The 19,538-nt window shown below is 43.7% G+C and carries 18 protein-coding genes and 2 riboswitches; of the genes, 15 read left to right on the forward strand and 3 right to left on the reverse strand.

From position 1 onward, the window contains the following. Positions 1-83: 83 nt before the first annotated feature. Positions 84-530 (forward strand): GNAT family N-acetyltransferase, encoded by a 447-nt coding sequence (locus HWX64_RS00530; RefSeq protein WP_175986411.1) that lies wholly within the window; start codon positions 84-86, stop codon positions 528-530. Positions 531-573: 43 nt separating this feature from the next. Here HWX64_RS00530 and HWX64_RS00535 read toward each other — a convergent pair whose 3' ends face one another. Continuing rightward, complete coding sequence (locus HWX64_RS00535; RefSeq protein ID WP_254870999.1) at positions 574-1,359, reverse strand: CAP domain-containing protein; 786 nt, start codon at positions 1,357-1,359, stop codon at positions 574-576. A 343-nt stretch (positions 1,360-1,702) separates the two neighbouring features. Between HWX64_RS00535 and HWX64_RS00540 the strand changes: the two genes are divergently transcribed. The 9 genes from HWX64_RS00540 (at position 1,703) to HWX64_RS00575 (ending at position 12,341) form a co-directional block, all read left to right on the forward strand. Beyond that, a complete protein-coding gene (locus HWX64_RS00540) occupies positions 1,703-2,755 on the forward strand; it encodes a P1 family peptidase (protein WP_175986413.1) in 1,053 nt (350 codons plus the stop codon). An 87-nt stretch (positions 2,756-2,842) separates the two neighbouring features. After that, positions 2,843-3,427 carry a DNA-3-methyladenine glycosylase gene (locus HWX64_RS00545; RefSeq protein ID WP_175989572.1) on the forward strand — a complete coding sequence of 195 codons (585 nt, stop codon included), beginning with the start codon at positions 2,843-2,845 and terminating at the stop codon, positions 3,425-3,427. A gap of 110 nt (positions 3,428-3,537) precedes the next feature. Then, positions 3,538-3,619, forward strand: a riboswitch (cyclic di-GMP riboswitch). Positions 3,620-3,710: 91 nt separating this feature from the next. Next, positions 3,711-4,421, forward strand: coding sequence for an EAL domain-containing protein (locus HWX64_RS00550; RefSeq protein WP_175986414.1), 711 nt, complete (start codon positions 3,711-3,713; stop codon positions 4,419-4,421). A 180-nt stretch (positions 4,422-4,601) separates the two neighbouring features. Then, positions 4,602-6,581: an ABC transporter permease subunit gene (locus tag HWX64_RS00555; protein WP_175986416.1), complete on the forward strand. Its 1,980-nt coding sequence runs from the start codon at positions 4,602-4,604 to the stop codon at positions 6,579-6,581. A 15-nt stretch (positions 6,582-6,596) separates the two neighbouring features. Beyond that, positions 6,597-7,067 (forward strand): helix-hairpin-helix domain-containing protein, encoded by a 471-nt coding sequence (locus tag HWX64_RS00560; protein WP_175986417.1) that lies wholly within the window; start codon positions 6,597-6,599, stop codon positions 7,065-7,067. A gap of 225 nt (positions 7,068-7,292) precedes the next feature. Continuing rightward, positions 7,293-8,660, forward strand: coding sequence for an LVIVD repeat-containing protein (locus HWX64_RS00565; protein ID WP_175986419.1), 1,368 nt, complete (start codon positions 7,293-7,295; stop codon positions 8,658-8,660). A 131-nt stretch (positions 8,661-8,791) separates the two neighbouring features. Further along, positions 8,792-9,547 carry a (S)-benzoin forming benzil reductase gene (locus tag HWX64_RS00570; RefSeq protein ID WP_175986420.1) on the forward strand — a complete coding sequence of 252 codons (756 nt, stop codon included), beginning with the start codon at positions 8,792-8,794 and terminating at the stop codon, positions 9,545-9,547. Between the two features lie 289 nt (positions 9,548-9,836). Then, entirely contained in the window at positions 9,837-10,259 is a 423-nt protein-coding gene (locus HWX64_RS21805; RefSeq protein ID WP_254871000.1) for a hypothetical protein, read from the forward strand. Positions 10,260-10,277: 18 nt separating this feature from the next. Then, complete coding sequence (locus HWX64_RS00575; protein ID WP_254871001.1) at positions 10,278-12,341, forward strand: cyanophycinase; 2,064 nt, start codon at positions 10,278-10,280, stop codon at positions 12,339-12,341. A 97-nt stretch (positions 12,342-12,438) separates the two neighbouring features. Here HWX64_RS00575 and HWX64_RS00580 read toward each other — a convergent pair whose 3' ends face one another. Next, positions 12,439-13,755 carry a Na+/H+ antiporter NhaC family protein gene (locus tag HWX64_RS00580; protein ID WP_175986422.1) on the reverse strand — a complete coding sequence of 439 codons (1,317 nt, stop codon included), beginning with the start codon at positions 13,753-13,755 and terminating at the stop codon, positions 12,439-12,441. Positions 13,756-13,944: 189 nt separating this feature from the next. After that, a riboswitch (SAM riboswitch) is annotated at positions 13,945-14,049 on the reverse strand. Between the two features lie 258 nt (positions 14,050-14,307). Between HWX64_RS00580 and HWX64_RS00585 the strand changes: the two genes are divergently transcribed. The 3 genes from HWX64_RS00585 (at position 14,308) to HWX64_RS00595 (ending at position 17,076) form a co-directional block, all read left to right on the forward strand. Further along, complete coding sequence (locus tag HWX64_RS00585; RefSeq protein WP_175986424.1) at positions 14,308-15,480, forward strand: MFS transporter; 1,173 nt, start codon at positions 14,308-14,310, stop codon at positions 15,478-15,480. Positions 15,481-15,805: 325 nt separating this feature from the next. Further along, positions 15,806-16,666: a phosphotransferase family protein gene (locus HWX64_RS00590; protein WP_175986426.1), complete on the forward strand. Its 861-nt coding sequence runs from the start codon at positions 15,806-15,808 to the stop codon at positions 16,664-16,666. A gap of 137 nt (positions 16,667-16,803) precedes the next feature. Beyond that, positions 16,804-17,076: a DUF2187 family protein gene (locus tag HWX64_RS00595; protein ID WP_175986427.1), complete on the forward strand. Its 273-nt coding sequence runs from the start codon at positions 16,804-16,806 to the stop codon at positions 17,074-17,076. Positions 17,077-17,121: 45 nt separating this feature from the next. On the opposite strand, the gene HWX64_RS00600 is transcribed toward HWX64_RS00595, so the two are convergent. Beyond that, a complete protein-coding gene (locus HWX64_RS00600) occupies positions 17,122-17,382 on the reverse strand; it encodes a DUF2533 family protein (RefSeq protein ID WP_175986429.1) in 261 nt (86 codons plus the stop codon). A 393-nt stretch (positions 17,383-17,775) separates the two neighbouring features. Between HWX64_RS00600 and HWX64_RS00605 the strand changes: the two genes are divergently transcribed. Then, positions 17,776-18,888 carry a sensor histidine kinase gene (locus tag HWX64_RS00605; protein WP_175986431.1) on the forward strand — a complete coding sequence of 371 codons (1,113 nt, stop codon included), beginning with the start codon at positions 17,776-17,778 and terminating at the stop codon, positions 18,886-18,888. Next, entirely contained in the window at positions 18,885-19,517 is a 633-nt protein-coding gene (locus HWX64_RS00610; protein ID WP_175986432.1) for a response regulator transcription factor, read from the forward strand. The genes HWX64_RS00605 and HWX64_RS00610 overlap by 4 nt, the downstream gene beginning before the upstream one ends. Positions 19,518-19,538: the final 21 nt, after the last annotated feature.

Genomic DNA, 19,538 nt, shown 5'->3' on the forward strand with positions numbered 1-19,538 from the left:
CCGAAGCAAAAGGATATTCCTTTCAAATTATTCTGATTTATAATGTAATATGAGACAATTATTATCAGAGGAGAGGATCAGTGATGTCCGTTATTGTAGGAAGAGCTACTGAAGAAGAAATTACCGAAATATATGAATTGGCTGGGATTAATCGAGAAGAAGCAACAGGGATCCCTTTTGAAAATCATAAAGAAGAAATGATTAAGGCTTATGAGCATTCAAAAAAGTTTGGTGCTTATTTTCTTGCAGCCAGAATAAGCGGGGAACTGGCGGGCTGGGTGCAGGTGGATAAAAGCACAGACTGGGTAACAGGAAAAGAAATTGGCTGGATCAATGATGTGTATGTAAAGAAAACGTTTCGGGGCAATGGCTTGGCGACTGCCTTATTGAAACAGGCACTGAAAGAATTGAAAGAGATGGATTATGATGAAGTTCGTTTGAATGTATACAGCAGCAACGAGCAAGCGATAAAGCTTTATGAAAAATTGGGGTTCCTGGATCTAAATAAATTTATGAAGCTAGACATGTAAAAAAAGAAGGACGCGATTAAATCGGCCCTTCTTTTCATCAGATTTATTTTGCAATGAACATCTGTGTCCAGTAAATCCCTTGGCTATTGTCTTTGGCGATTCCTACACCGATGTGGGTCAATTGCCCATTCAGGATATTTTTACGGTGACCCGGACTGTTCATCCAAGCGTTTACAACTGACTGAGGTGATTCTTGTCCAACTGCAATATTTTCTGCAGCAGATGAATAATCAATCCCGAAGTTTTGCATCATCTCAAATGGAGATCCGTATGTCGGGGAGGTATGGGAAAAATAATTCTTATCTTTCATATCCTCTGATTTCATTTCAGCTACATTGGATAGTTCTCCGTCTGCTTTAAGAGCACCAAGTCCATTCTTTTTGCGTTCTTGGTTTGTTAAATCAATTACCTGCTTCACAAACCCGCTTGCCTCTGACGGTTGAGTATTTTCCTGAGGCTGGTTTGCCGGAGGCTCCGGTTGTGCAGTATTTGGTTCTTGCGCTTTGTTATCCCCGTTTGGAGCGGGCGCATCACCTGGATCTAAATGTGTAAACTCGCGTAATTGTCCGTTGGGATCGAGTGGTGCCATAAAACGATGAAGGGCCGTTTGGTTTCCTTCGTTTACATTATACCCGCCCATGTCTGTCGTTCTATTACGGTTTCTATCTAGGTCAGTTCGAGGTTTATCAGCATTCCCGTAGCTTACGGGATCATAGGTGACGTCCTGGGTACCATTGAGATTATCATTCCCATTATTTGTGTTACATGCAGTTAAGAGCATTAATGGGATGAGTGTACATATGCTTAACAGTCTAAGATGTTTTTTCAAATTCATATCCCCCAATTGATTTATGGTGCATTCTCCCTGACCAAAATTGGTCAGGGTTGATGACAGTTATTAATATTTGCACCTTCTGCAGACGGTATCCTCTGAAATATGTGGGAGAATTGGGGAGAGCGACAGAGCGGTGTGATACGTGGAAGTCTGGATAGGGTGCCTGGCTCAAAATGGCTAATTTGAGCCAGGCACAAATCGATGGAATTGAGCCAGGCACAAATCAGTGTAGGGTACTTCATTGCATCAGACGATCAATATTTCCGTTCCATAAAAGGAACTAGCAGGTTCAAAATCGAATTGTAAATGCAGCATGTTAAATAGGAGTGTTCAATCAATGGGGAGAAAAAGACTGCGTGATCTGGGAGTGGAGATTGGTTCCTATGCTTGCGGGCAAGCTAACAGCATTACCGATATTAAGGGTGTTAAAGTGGGACACCAGACACTTCATTATGAAGAAAATGGGAGAACGGTGCGTACAGGAGTTACGGCAATTCTGCCCCATGGGGGAAATCTTTTCAGGGAAAAAGTGTTCGCGGCGAGCCATGTGATCAACGGGTTCGGCAAGACGGCGGGGACCATTCAAATCGAGGAACTGGGCGTGCTGGAAAGCCCGGTCATGCTCACCAATACACTGTCTGTGGGGGATGTCATGAAGGGGACGGTTCAATTCCTCATGGAGGAAAGCCCGGAGATTGGAGATACCACAGGGACGGTCAATGTATTTGTCGGAGAGTGCAATGATGGGTATCTGAATGACATCAGGGGACTTCATGTGACCCCTGAGGATGCCGGGGAAGCAATAAATAAGGCTCACTCGGGATTCGTCGAAGAAGGGTGCGTCGGAGCTGGAACCGGAATGCTCTGTTTAGGTTATAAGGGAGGCATCGGCACGAGTTCCCGGCAGCACAGATTTAACGATGATTTATATTCTGTGGGAGCCCTAGTGGTAACGAATTTCGGCAGGCGGAGCGATCTCCGCGTACCGGTAAAAATTGAAAAGGACGAACGGGAGATACCTGATGGATCGATTATGATCATCTTGGCCACAGATGCGCCGATGAATGAAAGGCAGCTTAAGCGGCTGGCAAAGCGAGCCTCATTTGGCCTTTCCCGAACCGGTTCTTATGCAGCGCACGGAAGCGGTGATATCGTCCTTGCCTTTTCAACAGCCCACAAAGTGCCGCATGAACCATCTGAAGCCAACATATTAACATACTCGTTCATTAAAGAAGATGGGGAGATGATGTCTACCCTTTTTGAAATGGCCGTGGATTGTGTCGAGGAAGCAATATGGAATGCCCTGGCGGGTGCAGAAACAACGACAGGAAGAAACGACCGGCGAGTGGAAGCCATTCCGTTGGAGTGCCTGACCGGTTTAAAGAAATAAGGGGAAAAGGTTTGCTGAATTAAAAGGTTTTTTCCTGCAGGTAAAGAGGAAATATATAAGGAAGGAATTAGATAAGGATGTGAAATGATGAACTACACACCTCTGCCTCTCTCTTTTTACGAAAGGCCGACCTTAGAGCTTGCTCAATCGCTCTTAGGTTGTGTGCTCGTAAAGGAAACGGAGGAAGGAATTGCTTCAGGCTATATCGTGGAAACTGAAGCTTATCTGGGTCCTGAAGACAGGGCCGCCCACAGCTTCGGCAATCGACGGACAAAGCGGACGGAGATTATGTTCCATGAAGCAGGCCGGATATATACATATTTGATGCATACCCATTGCCTGGTCAATGTGGTATCCGCTGAAATCGGGGTGCCTAATGCCATCCTGATCAGGGCGGTCGAGCCGCTTGAGGGTCTCGACTTAATGGAGGAAAGAAGAAAAGGACATCCGATGAAAAACTGGACGAGCGGCCCCGGTAAATTGACGAAAGCTTTAGGGATTACCATGGAGGACTATGGAAGATTTTATACTGAGCCGCCGCTTATCATAACAGAGGGATATACCCCATTGGAAATTGCTTCAGGAAAAAGAATCGGTATTGATAACACCGGGGAAGCAAGAGAATATCCATGGCGTTTTTGGGTGAAGGGGAATCCATATGTATCCAGATAGCGGTAACGGATTCTAAATTTTCAAATAAATAATGAAAAAATACTCCCAATGTACTAGTTTTATGGTATATTTTACTTATTAAGATTTTTTTCTACATAAAATGATAAATTTCGCATATTGGGAGCTGTGAACCTGAATGATAGATGGGCGCTTACATTCTGGGGAGCTAGTAGCGCAACCGACCACATACGAACGTATTCATACGTTCTTTCATGTGGTCTTTTTTGTTTCAAATAAAGAATTCCATTCCAAAAAACTTACGATAAGAGAGTACAGGGGTTTTATGAATATATTTACGATTTTTCAAGATGACTTTATCTATCATGATTATCAGCCATTATATACAATTGATCACTGTCAATCGCTTTACGGGTATGAAGCTTTGCTGCGGAATATCTATAAGGAGAATCCAGAGACGCTTTTCCAGACGGCCATGAAGGCTAACATTTTGTATAAGCTTGATACCCTATCGATTTCAAAAGCGATTGAGGGGTTCTTGCATAATCAGAACCAGAATGGAAAGCTGTTCTTGAATGTGTATGTGACCACGCTCTTACACCCAAGCTTTCATAAATACTTCGACCATCTCATGGAGACCTATCCTGAACTCTCTGGACGGCTTGTATTTGAGCTGAATGAATCGACTTCAGATGAGCTCTGGCAGAATCCCTTATTACTGAAGGCTCTAAAGAATCTTAAACAATACAATGTTTTATATGCCATTGACGATTTTGGACAAGGGACTGCTTCTATAAAAAAGGCCATCGAATTCGAACCGGATATCATCAAGCTTGACCGCTATTTTGCAAAAGATTTAGCTGTATGTGAAAGAAAACAGCGTTTTATCTCTTTCTTTCATCAATTCTACGGCAGGGATACACTCATCATATTAGAAGGAATAGAACAAGAAGAAGATATGCTTGTGGCAAAGGAACTTGGCATCACGATTGGGCAGGGCTATTTTCTCGGCCGTCCGAGTCGGCTGCTGGCATGAATAATGAAAGATAGGGATGCTTGGTTATATTCATGACTGAGTGTCCCTTTTTGTTATGCTTACATTTTTCCATGAGCCGGTTCCGCTGCTTACTTGAAATTGAATTGTTGTAATTGAAATAAAATTGAAAAAATTTACAACATCAATTAAACTGAAGAAAAAAAGAAAAAGGGGATTACTATGAGATTTTGGAGGTTTCCGCTTAAATTCGTGTTCTATTATTTTCTTGGATTTCTCGGGATCATTGCCATCAGCGTTGCTCCACAAGCAATGAGAGAAAGGGGCCTTTATAACTTCATCGGGTATTCCGAAGAAGTTGTTAAGTTTTTCTTTGCATTTTGGGATAAAGAAAATTGGAGTTATACATATAAAGGATATACGGAACATTTCATGGATATGCTGTGGGATCCTTATCTGTATTCTTTACAAGTATTAGGCGGGGCTTTGGCGATCGGACTCGCAGTCGGGTTTATTTTGACTGTCATCACGGTATTTCTTCCCCGTTGGTTGTCTTCACCTTTAAAAAAGCTGTTGAACCTCCTGGAAACGGTCCCTGACCTTATGTTTGCTTTCCTGCTCCAGCTGTTCATTGTCTTCATCTTTAAGAAATTCGGCTTTGAGCTGATGCAGTTCACGGAATTGGGAGACGAAAAAATCTACCTTGCACCTATGATTACCCTCTCGATCATCCCGATGATCTCGTTCTTTCGGATTCTGCTTTTAATAACTGAAGAAGAACTCTTAAAACCTCATATAGAATTTGCCCAGAGTAAAGGGATGTCCAAAGGGAAGATTCTATTGTCACATGTATTTAAAAATATTTCACCAAGCCTTTTCTATCACGGGAAAATCATCATTTGGGGAATGCTTTCAAGTTTATTTGTCATCGAGACCATTTTTAATATGAGAGGGATCACATATTATATCGTGCAGGATTTCAGGCCGATGGTCATCGCCATTTCGCTTATTTTGATTTTCACGCCTTTCTTCATCGTTTATCAGGGAGTTTATCTGTGGGTGAATACATCCGCCAATGAAGATGACACCCAATATAAGAAAGATAAGACAAAGTGGACGGAATGGAAGGTTTGGGGATGGCTTAATTCACTCAGAAGATTGTGGTGGCAGCATATGCACAATCCTAAGTTTGCTTTAGGGTGCAGTGCGCTGTTTATCATGATTATCTATAGCTTTTTTTACCCTTTATTTAAAGAGAATCCAATCCACCACATTAAGTATCTTAAAAATGATGAAGGCCGGATTGTGTCAGGTCCTCCACATAAACCGTCTGATCAAATGATCCTCGGTTCTGATATTTATGGGTACAGCATTATGGACCAATTGATTGTCGGGGCGAAATATACGCTGCTGTTTGCTTTGATTGTCGCCCTGTTACGGGTCATTGGAGGATTTTACTTAGGAGTGTTTTATCATTTTCACTTAAAGGAACGGAGAAAAAACTGGCTCGATCGAATGGTTGATTCCATACATTTTCTCCCGCTGAGTTTGATTGCATACCTGCTTCTTAGACCTGTATTATGGGGATTGCCCGTACTTGGATGGGATAACTCGATGTTTGAACGACTTGTGTTTGAAGCAATGGTCCTCACGATACTGGTACTGCCATTAACTACGGTATTGATCGGGAATGAATTGAAATTGATAGGAAGAAAAGATTTTGTGCTTTCTGCCAAACTGTTGGGAGGGAGCAATAAGCATTTGCTTTGGACCCACCTTTTCCCTCATCTGGCCCCGAGATTGTTCATCATCTTCGGTCACCAGTTCATACAGACGCTATTGATTCTGGTGCATTTAGGCTTGTTCCATCTATTTCTTGGAGGGACCATCATTACGGGGGGAGATATGCCGGACCCGCCTAAATCAGGGACTTTTGAATGGTCAGGCTTAATCAGCTCAGCCAGATATTCTCTGATGACGGGTAAATATTGGATCGTTCTTGCTCCGCTGGCGGCATTCATGATTGCCATCATCGCGATGCAGCTCATTGTTCAGGGAGTAAAGGAAATCCAGCAGCAAAAGGTTGGTGTGTTGATCAACAATGCCCCGATCAAGAGCAAACACAAATCAGTGAAAAAGAAAGCGTACCGTCCTGCAGTGGGAGATTTTCAATTGACCAAACAACAGACCTTTAAGGGATAGAAGAAGTGGAGTGACATGAGTGGTAAGAGCCCAAAACTTCCTTTGACAGATGACGAAAGGTCATCACTTCGCAGGGCAAAAATAAAATTGAGCGATGTAAATCATATTTCTCCTGAAGAATTGAGTGAGAGGCTGGAAATCCCGTTTGAAAGAGCCAGATATTTGGTGGGGATGTCCATTTTTCAACAGATTCCTTCCATCGGTCCGAACATGGCCCATAACGTAGTCGAAGACTTGCAGTTTTATTCTTTTGACGATATCAAGCAAGAAAAGGGAGAAGACCTGATCATTAAACTGGAAAAGAAGTACGGGGTGTGGATGGATCCATGTGTAGAAGATTCCTTGAGATGTGTCGTCCATCATGCGCGGTATCCTGACAGTGAGAAGAACTGGTGGGACTTTACGGCTGAAAGGAAAGCATACAGGGAGAAATGCGGATATCCTTCAGACCGGCCGACAAAGGCCTGGGATTCGGTGAAGAGATAAAGAAACAGAAATGGAACATGTCTTTTAAAGGCATGTTTTTTTCTATGGGTCAATAAGCAGAGAACCCTTACTGACTTACGGACTAAATAATCTAAAAATTACAAAAATAGATAGTTCTTTTCATCTGTTTTTACAAAAACATACTGACAAGCTGTAAGCCTTATGATAAAACATATAAAACCATAAAAAGAAATTAATGGGAATAAAGTCAGGGAGGCTGTTTACGTGAAAGGTAAACTACTATTAAAATCATTTTTTATTGGAGCATTAGGTCTTGCCATGATGACACCAAGTGCAATCGCCCATGATGTATTAGATGACATTTCCATAGAAAAAGGGGAGGGTGCAGGATCAGAAGCAGTGATTCCTCAGCTTGAAGGCAGCAAGAACCTTAGTGGATGGCATGAAGCAGCAGCGGTTCAATTGAAGGAGAAAGACGGGGTTCAAAATAACACGGCTGATGTCTATGCACATAAAGGCTTTGCCTACGTTGGTACTCATACTCAGAATGGAGGCAACGGGGGGGTTCGTGTATTTGACCTCAAAGACCCGTCCAATCCCGAAGAAGTAGCGGTATTTGCAGATGAAATTCCAGGTACATGGACAGAGAAGGTCATCGTGAAGAAGGTAAATACGAAAGATTTTAATGGAGACTTGGCCGCAGTCAGTGTACAACAGCTTGATCGCAGCAACCCCGACTCTGTAGGGGGCGTCCTTCTTTATGATGTTACAGACCCAAATCATCCTGAAAAGCTCGGATTCTGGGCGGTGGATAAAAGAGCACCGGGAACCCATGAATTATATCTGACCAAACAGGGAGACCGTGCTTTTGTCTTGGCGGCAAGCAACTATGCTGACTATTATACACACGGAGAGAAGAAGGATTTCTCGTTAATTGATGTGAGCAATCCATCCAATCCTGAAACCATCTATGAATTTGATCCCCGTCAGCTTGAAGAAGTATCAGATGACTTTAACGGCTATCACTGGGAAGCTCCGGATGGAAAGACTCGTCCAGTCTTCAATCATAGCGTGATGACAGATGAAAATGCCCAGACAGCTTTCTTATCTTATTGGGATCTCGGAACGATCATATTGGACATCAGTGATCCGGACCATCCAGAATACTTGGGAAGAACGGAGTATGCATCAGATCAGCAGGGGTCGGCACATTCAGCGCAAGTTGCCAAGGGAGGCACGGTTCTGGTTGAAACGAGAGAAGTATACGCTCCAAAAAGGGAAGGATATGAAGAGTCCTATGGATACACGAGGATCTTTGATATCAAGGACAAAACAAATCCTAAGCTCTTGAGTAACTTCAAGACGGATCTTGTTGACAATGTGGAGGACGGGGTGACATTCGCCAATACCGTCCATGACCCGAAAGTGGTCGGGAATACCCTTTATTTGTCTCACTATGCAGGCGGCGTGAGAGCGGTGGACATCACCGACCCGGCAAAACCGGAAGAGATTGGACGTTACGTTCCGGAAAACTCGTTTATCTGGGGTGTGTTTGCCGACCGTAACTACATTCTTGCATCAGATATGGGATCTGGATTAAAGGTGCTTCAAAAAAATAATAACGCTGAGTAATTTTAGCTAAATGGCTTCACGATATCGTATCGTGAAGCTATTTTTTTGAGAAGGTTTGTATTTGAAACGAAATTTTTTGTAATTTATAACGTTCCTTATATAATCAATCATATAAGAAAGGGGAGGTACATATGGATTACGCAATTGTAACAGGGGCGACAAGAGGATTAGGTGAGGCGGTAGCAAAGCTTTTTGCGCAGAAAGGCATTTCCCTTATTAACGTTTCCCGAACGGATAATGGCGGGCTAAAGAAGTTGTGTGATGAAACAGGCGTCTCATATGAGTACGTTCAGTGCGACCTTTCCAATCCTGCAGAAACGGAGAAAGCAATTAAAAAGATAGGCAGCAAAGTGTTTGATGACGGTGCCGGCCAAATTTATCTTGTACAGAATGCAGGTGTGGTGACACCCATCAATCCTTCCGGTCAGGTAGAGAATGCAGACCTTGAAAAGAGTGTGAATGTAAATCTGCTATCGCCCATGATTGTGACGAATGAAATGCTGAGAGCCTCTCAAAGTTCGGAAAGTCAGCTTATCATGGTCAATGTGAGTTCAGGAGCAGGGAGCAGACCCGTTTACGGATGGAGTACGTATTGTTCCACGAAAGCGGGGGTCAATATGCTGACGGAAACCGTAAGTCTGGAACTTTCAAAGAAGGAAAGCCGGCATAAAGTCATTGCGTTCAGTCCAGGGGTGATGGATACGGATATGCAGGGAACAATCCGTTCATCTTCAGAAGAAGCCTTTGCCGATGTTGAAAATTTTAAGCGTTACAAAGAACAAGGAATGCTGAGGGACACGGATACAGTGGCAGAGGTTCTCGTGAAGCTTGTGACGGAAACAGATGTTGAATCTGGGAAGCTGTATCATGTAAATGACCTGCTGTAATTCAGAGTAAAAGCAAAATGTACGTCTGAAAAATAGAAACCAATAGAAGAAAAGCGGGTCCTTAAGGGATCTGTTTTTTTTATGGGGATAAGAATCGGGTTGTCTTTCTTAAACAGAATATCTCTAGGTACCTCCTTCTTTTGGTTGAAATGGTTTTTAATATTTTATCCGTTAAAGACCAATTATAAAAAGTAAATGGAAAATCGATTGATAATTCAGTCTATTTGGGTTGGCATGAAAATTGCAACTGAAAGAGATGAAACCTAAATAGGAGGGAGAAATAACAAAGATGAGAAAGCTTTTGCTTGTGTTCAGTTTTATGTTGTTATTCGGCGGTATGGGAAACCTCAGTACATATGCTGAAGGGGAAGAGAAAGAGATCAAAGGGAACTTGGTGATTGTCGGAGGCGCACTCGGAAGCAGCAATGCAGAAGTGTATAACGAGTTCATCAAGTTGGCAGGGGGAAAGGAGAAAGCAAGGATCGGTATAGTCCCTGCCGCATCAAGTTCATTGAAGTCATCGAATAGGTTTAAAGAGGACCTGGTTGGCTATGGCGTAAACGAATCTTCCATAGAAATCCTCCCAATCTCCTCACATGATTTTAGCGGAACCGATGAAAACGAAAACAAATGGAAAGGGAACGTAAATAAAAAAGAGGTGGCTGAGCACATTAAGGGCCTTACAGGAATCTGGTTTGTAGGCGGGGATTAGCTGAGAATCACAGATGCATTGTTAAAAGGAGATGGAAAAAAGACTAGAGCGCTTGAAGCCATCTGGGAAGTTTACCGAAATGGTGCAGTACTCGGGGGGACGAGTGCAGGGGCGGCCATTATGAGCGATGTCATGATCACAGGAGGAGACAGCTTAGGGGGATTCAACCAGGAATTCACCGATAAAGATTATGCGGATGCTTCAAAGGAATATGCTCCAGTCTACATTGAACAAGGTCTTGGTTTCTTTCAAGGCGGCATCATTGACCAGCATTTTAACGAGCGATCACGCTTAGGGAGGCTCGCGGCGGCTGCATTTGAATATGGCGATGAAGGAGAGCTTGCGTTCGGGATCGATGAAGATACGGCCATGGTTGTGAATAATGAGGAGCAGGTGGTCAGCTTCCTGGGAAGAAGCGGAGTCGCTGTAGTCGATATTAACGATGCCGTTCTTTCTGGAAAAGAAATGAAAAACGTCGATATCAGTTACCTGTCGCCAGGAGACAAGCTGAAACTCGAAACGAACGACATTATGATCTCAGAAGATAAGCTTGAAACAAAGGGATATGAATACTATGGCTTCAATCCTCTGCCGGCAACCGGGGTCCTGACTTCGTATGGGACACTTCAGGATTATCTATCTTATTCTTTGGTTGATAACAGCCGGACTGATCGCATCCAAAGCTACCTCTACGACAGTACAGGGAACGGGTTCGCATTATCATTTCATCAGGCCGGGGATACAAACGGCTACTGGGGTTATCAAGATGGTCAGAAGGATTCGTATTCCTTTGTCCACGTGAAGATGGACGCCAAGCCAGTGAATATTTCTTTTGAAGAAGATTCTTTTTTATTCCCTGAATATAAAGAGTCCACCTTTTCTTATCAGAAACAACCTTTCAATAAAGAGACAAAGGGAAGTCTGATCATGGCAGGAGGGGCTCTGGGCAGCAGTAATGAAGAGGTATATAAAGCCTTCATTGACAGAGCGGGTGCTAATGGAAAGATTGGAATCATCCCTGCAGCAAGTTCAAGTCTGAAGTCTTCCCTTGCATTCAAATCGGACTTGGTCTCATATGGAGTATCTGAACATACGATTGACATTCTTCCTTTGGCAAACCGGGATTATAAGGGTACCGAAGCAGATGAATCACGATGGGTGAAAAACAAGAACGATGAGGGTTTTACAGCTAAACTATTAGACTATGATGCCATATGGTTTGTAGGAGGCGATCAGACGAGAATCACCGATACCCTTCTCAACGAAGATGGAACGAGGTCTAAGGCACTGGAGAGTATTTGGGCGATCTATGAAAATGGGGCGGTACTTGGAGGGACGAGTGCAGGCGCAGCCATTATGAGTGATGTCATGCTTGCAGGCGGCGGCAGCCACGACGGCCTTGTTCAAGGATTCACTGAAGAATATGACAGTATGACTCAGCAGGAAGGAGGAGCTGTATACCTTGAGCAGGGCCTTGGATTTTTCCCGCATGGAACCATCGATCAGCATTTCGATAAGAAAGCAAGGCTGGGAAGGCTCATCACAACTGCCTCTACTCATGGTACCGCTGGGGAATACTCGTATGGAATCGATGAAGATACTGCTTTGATTTTTGATAATCAGACAGATTCCCTGACAATCAAAGGGAAGGGCGGGGTATCCATTGTGGACCTTTCTAAAGCAGAAATGGATGAAGCTGTTCCTAACAAGTATAGAAATATAAAATTATCCTGGATCAAGTCGGGTGATTCACTCAATGTAAAAACGAAAGAATATAAGATTAGTGATCATAAAGTGTCTACTAGTGGAGCGGAATATTACGATTATGAAGCAGCTCCCCATTCGGGAGTGCTGACTCCACATGGTTCGCTTGGTAACTTCATATCCTACAGTCTGGTCGATAACGCACTTGAAGAAAGTGTGAAAAGTTATAGCTTTGATCAAGGAAAAGGATTTGAGCTGACCTTCAGAAAAGGACAGGATACGAGCGGGTACTGGGGCTACAAGGATGGTAATAAAGATGATTATTCGTTTACAAATGTTGAAATGGATATTATCCCTGTCCGGGTCGGAATTAAGTGATTATTTGTTGATCTAGTGGCACTGCCGGATCATCCTGACGCTTTTACGTGAAGACATAAAAAAGAGACAAACCCTCGAGGGTTTGTCTCTTTGCTATTTATGACCGTGCGGTGCTCGGCTTAGGTGCTTTTGAACGGGTAAACTTCGGCAGTGCAAATCGGATCGCAACCAATCCGGATACTGCTGTCAGAATCGGATAGAACGCATATGGAATAACACTTAATGGCGAGATTCCTGCCGTTTCTGCTACTAATAACGCTTGTGCTCCATATGGTATCAAGCCTTGTACGGAGCAAGAGAATATATCCAGGATACTTGCAGACTTACGGGAATCGACTCCGTAATTTTCACCGATTTCTTTCGCAAGCGGCCCTGCAATGATGATTGAGATCGTATTGTTTGCCGTACAAAGGTTGGTTGAACTGACAAGTCCTGCTGTTGCCAGCTGTGCTCCTTGTGGAGAGCGGATCTTGCGGGTGGCAAGATAAAGCAGCGCCTGTATTCCACCATTATAACGGATAAGTTCAACCACACCTCCGATAAGGACGGTCAAAATCACGATTTCAGCCATGCCGGTCATTCCATCAGCAACACTTCCAAAATAGCTGGAAGGTGTGAAGCTTCCATCGGCAAATCCGATGATTCCCGATAGTACGATTCCTCCGAATAAAACAACAAACACATTCAATCCTGCCAATGCACCTATGATGACTCCAAGATAAGGAAGGATCTTCACCCAGTTAAAGGCATCGGCATCCACCGTTGACTGGTTGCCTGCCGTAATAAAGTATAAGATCACCATCGTTAGGATGGCTGCAGGAAGAACGATAAAGAAGTTCACCTTGAATTTATCTTTCATTTCCGTCTTCTGGGTACGGACGGCAGCAATCGTTGTATCAGAGATGAATGAGAGATTGTCGCCAAACATCGCACCACCGATGACCGTTGCCATCGCAACAGGCATGGCGATATCCGTACCAGAGCTGATTCCGACACCGATCGGGGCAAGTGCCGCGATCGTACCCATTGAAGTACCCATGGATAATGAAACAAATGCAGCAATTAAAAACAGTCCAACAATAACAAGGTTTTCTGGAAGTACAGAAAGAGCTAGATTCACCGTCGAATCTACAGCGCCCATTTTCTCAGCGACTCCCGAGAATGCTCCAGCTAAAAGGAAGATGAACACCATGATCATAATATCTGGATGTCCAGCTCCTTTGGCAAAGCGCTCCACTTTAGCATTCAGGGAGTCCTTCCGGTTCATGAGCAGCGCCACTACAGCAGCGATGATGATGGAGACTAATACCGGGAATGCGTAAAAATCTCCTGAAATGATTCCCGCCCCGAGAAAGAGCGAAACAAATATGAGTAATGGCAGTAAAGCCAGAAGATTTCCTTTTTCTTTAATCATATGAACAACTCCTTTGACAATTGGTTATTGATGAATGGATTGCGATGGGAAATATGTCACCAGCGACAAATTCGCTATCAGGTCAACTTTTTCAACGTAACCCGCTCCCAACGATAAGGGTATTACCTCGCTGGATAATAATAAAAACCTCTTCTCGACAAGAAGAGGTTTCCAATAAAAGAAACACTCTTCTTATCTTTCAAGCATCATGCTTGCTGGATGTGGCACAGCACTCGTAAAGAGTCCGCTGCCGAGACATCATAGGGCCAGTCCCTCCGTCTCTCTGGATAAGAAGAATACGTTATATTCATTTGAAATTATACTTACATACTTTAAGGCGTTTAAGAAGAAAAGTCAATCGGAAAAATGTTCATAGGACTATAAAAAGTTTTCCAGCCAATATGATTCATTCAAATGGAATCCCATGCTAATAAGATTTCTTAAAGATTGAGCCACAGATGCATAGTCTTACTTTATCCATAAAAAGGATTTACAATCTTCTAGAATAGGTCTAGTATTATAGGGATAAAAAATCATCTGGGGGATACAGAAGTGGAAAAAACGGTACGTAATCAAGTCTTTACTTTACAAGGCTTTTATTTTTTGACGTTTTTTGGTGTGGGGAGCCTGTACCCGCTGTTAAGCGTGTATTTAAGTGAAAGTGTTGGGTTGAATGGGTACCAAATCGGGACGATCATGTCGATCGGCCCCATTATGATGATATTCTTTCAGCCTATCTGGGGAATGGTGAGTGATGCGACGAATCGACCGACCCAGGTGCTGGCCTTCACTTCATTGGTTGCCGGGATGTTTGCCCTTGGGTATCTCGTGACCGACCTTTACTATGGAATTCTTCTGATTGCGATTATGGTCGCTGTTTTCCAGAGTGCGATCATACCCGTTTCAGACAGTATCAGCCTGAAGTATACAAGTAAAGTCCGTTATAACTATGGAAATATACGATTATTCGGATCATTGGGCTTCGGTGTTGCCGTGTATGTGATGGGGAAATTATCGGAAGGTTTCATCGGCCCGACGATCATTTTCTACGCATTCTTCGGTTGTCTGGTTCTGTCGGCTCTGTTGGCTTTCCGGTTTCCAAAGGAACGCGCATCGGCCAAGCTGGACCTGAAAGCCGGAATGAAGGAGTTGTTTACGCTAAAGAAGTTTTTGATTTTTCTAGCCGTCACCTTCATGGTTTTTGGTCCAAACCTGGCCAATAATACGTACTTCGGTTTATTTGTGGAAGACTCAGGCGGGACATATGCCGGAATTGGTCTCGCTTTCCTGATTGCAGTACTGTCTGAAGTGCCATTTATGAGAGTCGCAGGGAATTGGATTGACCGGTTCGGTTTGCTGTCGGTAGCGGCCTTGGCAGGGGCGGCTTCCATGCTCCGCTGGCTGTTCTACTTTACTGAACCAAGTCTTTGGCTCGTCTACAGTTCTGCAGTCATGCAGGGCCTTGCCATCGGGCTTTTTGTTCCGGCCGGCCTGCGTTATATCAGGGAAATAACGCCTGCTCATATTACGGCGACAGCTGTCACCATTTATTCTGCCATCGGAAACGGCCTCGGAAACTGGTTCAGCACGTTTGTCGGCGGCTTCATTCTTGAAACCTTTTCAATCTATGCGGTCTACTTGTTCTTTGCCGTTCTGTCATTAATAGGCATTCTCCTATGCTTTGTATTAATGAAAGAAGAGAAGAGGCAGGCTCTAGCCTATTAATCTATGAGACGTTTTTTAAAGAGAGATCTTTAGAGAGCGTCTTTTTTGTGGCTATGTTAAAACTTACAATTGTTTTTAACTGGTTTCTAGCGGTTGATTGGAGTGCAAGACGAAGACTCCTGCGGGAGAAGTGGCCAATGTGAGACCCCGCAGGAGCGGAGCGACGAGGAGGCTCACAGGTCACCCGCGGAAAGCGAAGTCTTGCACGGAAATCAATAGCGGCGTTGATAGAGAAATTTTTGCAGGCAAGAAAGGTCTTTACTCAGTGAATAGCTAATTAATAGGTTAGAAACCGATAAAGATGCTTAGTAAAAAGGAGAAAATCATGGAAGACAAAATCAATCTTATTAAAGAGAAGATCCCTCACCTGGATATCAAAGAATACCATCAAAATAAGCAGGGTCAGAATAATGATGTACTGATCATCAACAACGAGTGGGTATTCCGCTTTCCAAAATATAGAGCAGGAATAGAGCAACTGAAGAAAGAGACAGTGATACTTGATTATGCATCTTCAAAGCTCTCCATCCCTGTACCGCAGCCGGCCTATCAATTCTTTTTTCCTGAGGAACCGGGAATGGTCTTTACGGGTTATCGCATATTGCCCGGATCCCCTCTGTGGAAAAATGACATGACCGATCTTGACAGAACCCGGAGGCAGCAGGCAGCGGTGGACCTGGCTGTATTCCTGAAAGAACTTCACAGTATTTCCCCTGACTCCTCGCTGGGCTCTATTCAACAGAGTGAACCAACATGCTTTGATGAAATGAAAGACTTGCATGAAAGACTAAAGACGAAAATCTATCCGTTTATGAAGCAGGAATCGATTGATGAGGTGGATGATCGTTTTACTGAGTACTTTGGGTCCTGCCAATCTGTGAGTGCATGTATCATACACGGGGATTTTGGCTGCTCGAATATTTTATGGGACAAGGATAGGGTCTCCGGAATCATCGACTTTGGGGGGGCTGGTTTCAGTGACCCCGCTTATGATGTTGCGGGTTTATTGGCAAGCTATGGGGAAGAGTTCATCCAAATGATGATTCCTCATTATCCTGAAATAACTTCATTTCTGAACAGAGTTCATTTTTATAAAAGTACTTTCGCATTACAGGAAGCGTTATTTGGAATAGAAAACGGAGACCAAGAGGCTTTTGAAAATGGGATGGCAGGATATAAAAAATAATTTCAAAAAAATTTTCTCGTTAAAGGTTTGAATTTTCTCAAAAAGTGGTACAAGAAGGAATAAGAAATGACAAATCAATCAACTATACACTTTTTATAAATGCCAACAAACTATAAACCATAAAGGAGATCATTCCAATGAATAACAACTTCGTGTACTCAAAAGATTATGCAAACCTTGGAGATACAATTGAATTTAAACGAAAGAAGCAAATCGTGAACGGTGTGGTGACTTCTTTAAGAGAAAATACAGTCATCGTCAAAGTGAACAATGATGCTGCCAAAAAGCTGGATCTTCCTGATAACCAGACGGTTGTCGCTCATAAAAATTATATCATCGTTGAACGTGCTGAAAATGATACACAGCCGGTATTCGTTTATGACGGCTGGAACAGTGCATTAAAAGCATAAAACAGTAAAGGCTGACCTCCGATAATCCGGGAGGTCAGCCTTTTTTCATTGATTCAATCTATTTACGTACTCCTCGACCATTTCGTTGGTCACTAATTTCCGCTGGGGGACAACTCCCTGCCGTGCAAGGGTATTGATTTTCTGTGTTGCCTCATTGATCCGGTACGTTGTAAAAGCCTCGCCCGCCTTACACAGCTTTATAGCTTCTTCGATGGCTTGTTCTCTTTCCTCGTCCAGAATCATGAATTTCTGTACAAGCTGATTTTGTTTGCTTGAATGTTTGGTGATGTCTTTATGTACACTCATGTTCTCATTCCTCTCAGTCCGTTATTTTCTATGTCTTTATTATGCTTTTGTATGATGGAAATGGCAATGCTGTTTTTTCTAAGGTGGTATAGCCGTTGTTGATTTCCGTGGGAGACTTCGCTTTACGCGGGCTGGCGGTGTGCCTCCTTGGCTTCGCCTCAGGGGTCTCACCAGCACTGTTTTTCCCGTAAAAGTCTACGCCTTCCACTCCAACAGCTGGAACGGGCTGTACTAAACAGTACTCCCCACTCAACCACTACCTGGGTATATCTGTCTTTCAAGGCGAATATGAATGAAAAACCACCTACCCATACTAAAATATACCAATTATGTTATTGACTTGTACCTATTGTTTTAGTAGTTTCAAAGTAAGTGAGGGGAAGGGGGAGTCTGGTGGCAGCTATTATCATACGTACAATTTTTCTCGGCTTGCTTTGGAGTGCATATATTTACGATTCTTCGCAGGATTCCATATCCATGATCTTTTTGATGTTACTTTGCTCTCTTTCGTTTGCCTGCTTTTTCATCACACCTGTATCGAGGAATCGGCTGTTCTTATACATATGCCAGACCCTGCTGCTCTTGATTTCCAGCTTAGTAAGTCCGGAACCTTTGCTGGCCTGGGGAATTTTCTGTTATTTCCATCTTGAAGCAAGTACCCAGCTCTCTCCGGAAAAATACCAGATGTTCATGTATACTGCCATTCTCTTCTCTGGCATCGAAGCCTTTCTTTTTTGGGATTCCTATTCTCCCGCTGTCATCCCTTTCTTTGCCATGTTTTTCTTTATGACGTGGAAGTTGAATGAACGCTGTCATGATTTAAAAGAACAAAGGGTCCTGTATGATGAGCTGATCGGGGAATACAGAAAGCTGAAAAGGATCCTGTATGTTACGGAGCGGAATTCAAAAGCCGAGGAAAGAACGAGAATCGCAAGGGAAATACATGATTCTGTCGGTCATAATCTGACAGCACTCCTGATGAAGATCCAGATGTTATCCATTGAGCATGGACATTCTCTTTTCAAAGAGATAAAAAACCTTGCAGCAGAGAGCCTGGATGAAACAAGAGAAGCGGTAAAGGCCCTTAAAGAAGGAGAGGTCGAAGGGATTCAATCCGTCATTCACCTAATCAGGAAGCTGGAATCAGAAAGTTCCGTCATGGTTGAACTGACGACCCAGCAGGGGGTGCTCTCCACCCGGCTGTCGAATAAACAGAACATTGCAGTGTACCGCTGTATTCAGGAAGGGATCACGAATGCGATGAAACACAGCTCCGTTAAAGAAGTGAAGGTGACGCTCGGCAAGACAGCACTCGGACATCTGCATTTTAAAATAATCAATCAACTCAATCAACTCGATAACATCCGTCCCTTCCAAATGGGCTTCGGTTTAACCAATATGAAAGAACGGATTGAGGAGCTTGGAGGCAACCTTGAAATCCATCAAACAGATAAGGAATTCATACTGGGAGGGGCGTTCCCGGTGGAAGAGGTGGCTAAGGCATGAACAGAATTTTATTGGTTGAAGATCAGGGGATCGTACGACAGGGGCTAAAAATGATGATTGAACAGGACGATTCGTTAAAGGTGGTTGCGGAAGCCGAAAACGGATGTGAAGCCATCGACCAAATGGAGGCCCATGTCATCGATTTGGTTGTCATGGATATACGCATGCCTGAAATGAATGGACTTGAAGCAACCAGAGTCATTAAAAGACAGTGGCCCCATGTGAAAATCCTCATCCTGACTACCTTCAATGATGATGAATACGCATTGCAGGCGTTAAGGGAAGGAGCGAACGGCTTCCTGCTGAAAACCTCTCAAGGAGATAAGCTCATCGGATCCATACACAGCTGCATAAAAGGCGGCATGAGCCTGCAGGATGAAGTGGCAGCCAAAGTGGTTCCCAAACTGCTTTCCCATAAGAAGAAACCTGAAGCAATACCTCCTTTGACGCAAAGGGAACTATCGATCACCCAGCTGGTGGGGCGGGGGAGGACGAATAAGGAGATAGCAGGTGAGCTTCATTTATCCATCGGGACCGTAAAGAATCACCTGACCCAGATCCTCCAGAAATTAGAGCTCCGTGACCGGACGCAGCTGGCCATATATGCAGTGAAACATGACATCGCCTGACTGACTCGTTTGTGGGTCGGT

Origin of the sequence: Bacillus sp. Marseille-Q1617 (genome assembly GCF_903645295.1) — a bacterium.
Lineage (GTDB): Bacteria > Bacillota > Bacilli > Bacillales > Bacillaceae_B > Rossellomorea.